4 protein-coding genes are annotated in these 4,396 nt (G+C 57.3%); all 4 read right to left on the bottom strand.

Going from position 1 to position 4,396, the window contains the following annotated elements; translation table 11 throughout:
- Nucleotides 1-2,026 (bottom strand): dynamin family protein (locus VU18_RS19580; RefSeq protein ID WP_236687312.1); only part of this gene is annotated, 2,026 nt, incomplete at its 3' end.
- 136 nt (nt 2,027-2,162) lie between these two features.
- Nucleotides 2,163-2,786 carry an isoprenylcysteine carboxyl methyltransferase family protein gene (locus VU18_RS06745; protein WP_025039382.1) on the bottom strand — a complete coding sequence of 208 codons (624 nt, stop codon included), beginning with the start codon at nt 2,784-2,786 and terminating at the stop codon, nt 2,163-2,165.
- On the bottom strand, nt 2,783-3,850 hold the full coding sequence (locus VU18_RS06740; RefSeq protein ID WP_011231047.1) for a type III polyketide synthase: 1,068 nt from the start codon (nt 3,848-3,850) through the stop codon (nt 2,783-2,785). Before VU18_RS06740 ends, VU18_RS06745 begins: the two co-directional genes overlap by 4 nt.
- A 240-nt stretch (nt 3,851-4,090) precedes the next feature.
- On the bottom strand, nt 4,091-4,396 hold a 306-nt coding region (locus VU18_RS06735; protein WP_021322256.1), incomplete at its 5' end, for a hypothetical protein.

Here is a 4,396-nt window from a genome sequence, read left to right as displayed (position 1 = left end):
CGCCAAACAAGGCGACGGTAAACGATCGCTCGCGAAGCCGACGCGCCTTGTCGCGCAATGGTCCAGCGAAGCGGCCAAGCAGTTCGGACCGTTCAAGCCAAGCCGCCGCCTCCTCAAGCCGCTCGGCCGCCTCTTCGCTCCGCTGTTTTCTGCCGCTTGAAAGCGTCCGAGCTTCGTCCGCTCTTTCGCTCACTCCGAGGCCGGCCGCTTCCTGACCGAGCGCTTGCTCTTTGACGGAAAGATGGCTTGTTTCCGCTGGCTTGGATGCTGCTTGCGGTTTTGCCGTCTCGGCATGACGCGCTTTCCGGAAGACTGGCGGCGCCGTCAACGCGGCGAGACGGTTTTCATCAAGCGATGCAGACTCGCATGGAGCAGCGATCAGCTGCTCGAACGCACGCCGGCGCTCGTCCCGCTCGGCTCTGAGGCGGGCAAGGCGGGCGGCGAGCTCCACTTTTTCGCGCGCCGCCGAAAGCTGTCCGTTCAATGTTTCTGTTTGGGCGGCCGCCCGTTTGGCGATTTGTTCCTTCAGTTCGGCAAACAAGGCGAGCGCCGAGTCACGGTAGCGTTTTTTCAGCGCCGCCGCCACCTCATCCGTATAATTTAATAGCGCGGCGCCGCTTGATTCCGCCCCTTGTTTAACGAGGCCGGCAAGCATCGTCTCATCCCACTCCGCCGTCCATTGCTGGCACTCGCTGAACCAATCGTCATCAGCATGCCATTCTTTCCCAAACTGAACAAGGAGCTGGCGGACGTGCCATTCGATCTGCGCCGCCGCTTGCGCTTTGACGCTTTCATAAAACGCCTCAAGCCGCCGCTTGCGCTCTTGCTCCGTTTTTGTCTTCGCGAACAACAAGCCCACTTTGAAATTCGGCTGCATCGCCTGCAAGTACGCCTCAGCCCGCTCCCTCGTCTCAAACGGCATCACGTACGCGTTTTGCAGCACGCGCTCAAGCTCCGAACGGAACGCCTCCTCCGCCCGCGACGGCGCTGTTTGCCAATCGGCAAGCTCCGCCTCAAGGCGATCGAGCTCCGCGATGGCCGCCGCCTCGTCATCGGCGCCGCCAAGCGCCTCGAGGCGCGTCTCAATCGTTTGCTCAAGCAGCTCGTGCCGCGCGCGGAGATGCTCAAGATGGCCGTCCGCGATCCGTTTTAACGCCGACTCGGCGCCGCGGACGAGCCATTCCTCCTTGTCGGCAAACAACCGGCGCAAACAAGCGACAAGCTCATGCCATTCGTTGTGCGGATGTGACGGGTCTTTCAGCGACAAGAAAAACAAACGGGCCGCCTCAACTCCCCAACGCCGGAACGCCTCGGCGGCCGAGGCGCGAAATTCAGCGAACGGCAGCTCGTCGTCGCGATGTTTATCGATTTGGTTGATGATCAAATAAACGGTCTTTCCTTCATCTGTTAATTGCTTCGTAAATTGGAAGTTTAATTCCGCCTGCACATGGTTATAATCCATGACGTAAAAGACGACATCCGCCAAATGAAGCGCTGACTCCGTCGCCAGCCGGTGGGCGTCATCGGTCGAATCGATGCCCGGCGTATCGAGGATCGCGACCCCCGGCGGGATGGCGTCCGTCGTTCGGCTGATTTCAATCCATTCGATCGTCTCCCCGTCCCGGCATTGGGCGCGAATCAAGTCCGGGTCGTACGGCGGTTCATACTCGACCGGCTCATCGCGGTGGAAAAAGACGCGCACATAGTCCGGACCGGCTTTCACTTTGACGAGATTGGCGCTCGTCGGAATCGGGCTGGACGGCAGCATCGGCTCGCCGAGCAACGCGTTGATCAAACTCGATTTGCCGGCGGAAAAATGACCGCAAAACGCGACAATGAGCTCACCGGATGCCGCTTTTTCGATGAGCTGCTTCACTTTGTCCGCATGCTCCTGGTCATCCGCGGACTGAAGCTGATCGTGCATGTCGATCATTTTCGAAAGCCACAGCCGCAATGACGGCCGCTCAATCGCAATATGCCCCATGACCAAAACCCCTTTGTCTCCCTCAATGTCATTTACATTCATTTTACTGCATTTCGCCCCGTTTCCCAATAGAAAAAAAGAAAAATCCTGCCGTAACCCGACAGGATGACATAGAGAAAGAGGCAACGCCCTGCCGCCGCCCGCAGGCGAACGGCGAACAGATGCCATTATAGACGGCTCAAGGGCTGTTTTTTATTTGTCCGCTGCTTTCAGCTTGCCGCATCTTGCGGATGGCAGCCTCCCCCCTTAACCGGGGCAAAAAACGCGGCCGCTCCCGAAACGCCTCCCGGTAGTCGGTGAGCGCCGCCAGCGCTCTTTCCTCAACCGCGATGCGAATCGACAGCAAAAATGCGTTCAAAAGCGAAAAGACAAGCGCGGTGATCGGCGCTTGAAACAAAAGCGGCAACAGCGCAATCTCTAAGGCGACAACCACATAGTTCGGGTGGCGAAGCCATCGGTACGGCCCTTTTTTCACTACTTGGCCGTTTGGTACGATCAAAATTTTCGTATTCCAAAAACGGCCGAGCGACCCAATTGTCCATACGCGCAGCCCTTGCACGACAAGAAAAAGCGGAAACAAAAGCGGCCAGCGGCGCGACGGGCGCGCGCCCTTTCGAAGCGCCTCAACAGCCAACGACAAAAAGAAACCGACATGCATCAATACGATCAACGGGTAATGGCGAGCGCCGAACTCCCGCGCCCCGAGCGCTTTCACATACTGTTCGTTCCGTTTTGCAAGCCGAAGCTCAATGACGCGCATGCCGGCAACCGCCAAAAACACGAACCAAAACCGCACGATCATCCCCCCCATTGAAGCAGCACCATTTCCGCACTAAAGCCCGGGCCGAGAGCGATAAGCAGGCCGTGCCCGGACGAAAGCGGCTGCCGCATCATCTGTTCGAGCACAAAATACACGGTGGCCGACGACATGTTGCCGTAGCGGGCGAGCACGTCTCTAGCGGCTTTTGTCTGTTCCGGACCGAATCCGAACGCCTCCTCGTACGCTTCAATGACTTTCCTCCCGCCCGGGTGGGCGATGAAATGATGAATATCCCCAAGCCCTAACCCATGTTCCTGCAAAAACGACTCGACTTGCGGGCGCAGCCAATAGCGAACGATCGCCGGAATGTCTTTTGAAAAGATGACAAACAAACCTTCGTCGCGAACATCCCAGCCCATCACGTCTTCCGAGCCGGGCATGAGCACCGAGCGGGCGGCGATGACACGCGGCGCGCCAGCTGTCGGCGCCGCTCCGTCGCCAGCCACAAGCAAGCACGCCACGCCGTCGGAAAAAAGCGACGTACCGATCACATTGCTTTTGGACCAATCATTGAGTTGAAACGTCAAACTGCAAAACTCAACGGCGATCACAAGCGCCTTGGCATTCGGAAACGCCCGGCAATAGTCGGCTGCCCGGGCGAGCCCAGCCGCCCCTCCCGCACAACCGAGCCCCCAAATCGGCACTCTTACGGCATGAGGGGAGAACGGCAATACGTTCATCAGCCGCGCCTCGATGCTCGGCGTCGACAGCCCTGTCGTTGAGATGTAAAACAGCGCATCGATCTCCTCATGCAAAACAGGGCCGGACGAAGCCTTGCGCAAACAGTCATTGACCGCCTCTCGGCTGTAGCGGACGGCACGGTCGATGTACACCCCATTTTTTTCACCGAAACCGCGCGGCGCGCTGTACCAGGCAAGCGGTTGGACAAACGTGCGCGTATGAATGCCGCTGTTGTCAAACGCCTGCAGCAGCCGCTCCGCACGCGCCATTCGACCGGCGAACAGCCCGGCGACATGCTGCTTCACCTCGTCTTGGGCGGCCGTATACGGCATCCTTGCTGTGCCGACAGATAAAAGAACCGGCATACAAACACCTCGGTCTGTTCCTCTTTATTCTATTAGGATGCGCAACAAGCCAAACTATATGCAATGGAAAATATGTTTGTACACCCGTTTTTTCAGGAACAGCGAATGGATTTCTAGTTTTCGCAGCCAAAAAAAGTTATGAAAAGTTGCTGCAATCAAAAAACAGGCGCGGACAAAACCGGCCTGTTTTGGAAGGAACATGATCATCAGCGAGGATGTACAATAGGAGAGGTTCGTTATTTATCTCGCTTTTAGCGCGCGGATTTCACTTTCATGCTCGAGCAAGTGCAAAGCGAGGGATTGAAGTACGAGCTCTTGCCGCGCTTGTCCGGCAATGACTTCATTGACTTTTTGTTGCATTTCTGTGAGGGTTTGTTTCATCGCCGAAATTTCATGGAGCGTTTCTAACGTTTCCACGACAGCTTGCCGAATAAACGGCAATTCGGCAACGTCCTCTTTCGTCGCCATCGTTTGTTCCATGCGCCCAATCCGGCTGTCGAGCGCCGCAATGTCGTCTCTGTTAGCCGCCACGGTCTCTTCGAGTTG

Origin of the sequence: Geobacillus sp. ZGt-1, assembly GCF_001026865.1 — a bacterium.
Taxonomy (GTDB): domain Bacteria; phylum Bacillota; class Bacilli; order Bacillales; family Anoxybacillaceae; genus Geobacillus; species Geobacillus thermoleovorans.
The sequence above is the reverse complement of the archived record's forward strand: the minus strand, read 5'-3'. Positions and strand labels throughout refer to the sequence as shown.

Coding starts and splice junctions, on each gene's coding strand:
- VU18_RS06740 (WP_011231047.1), bottom strand. CDS start 3,850: ATGCCGGTTCTTTTATCTGTCGGCACAGCAAGGATGCCGTATACGGCC.
- VU18_RS06745 (WP_025039382.1), bottom strand. CDS start 2,786: ATGATCGTGCGGTTTTGGTTCGTGTTTTTGGCGGTTGCCGGCATGCGC.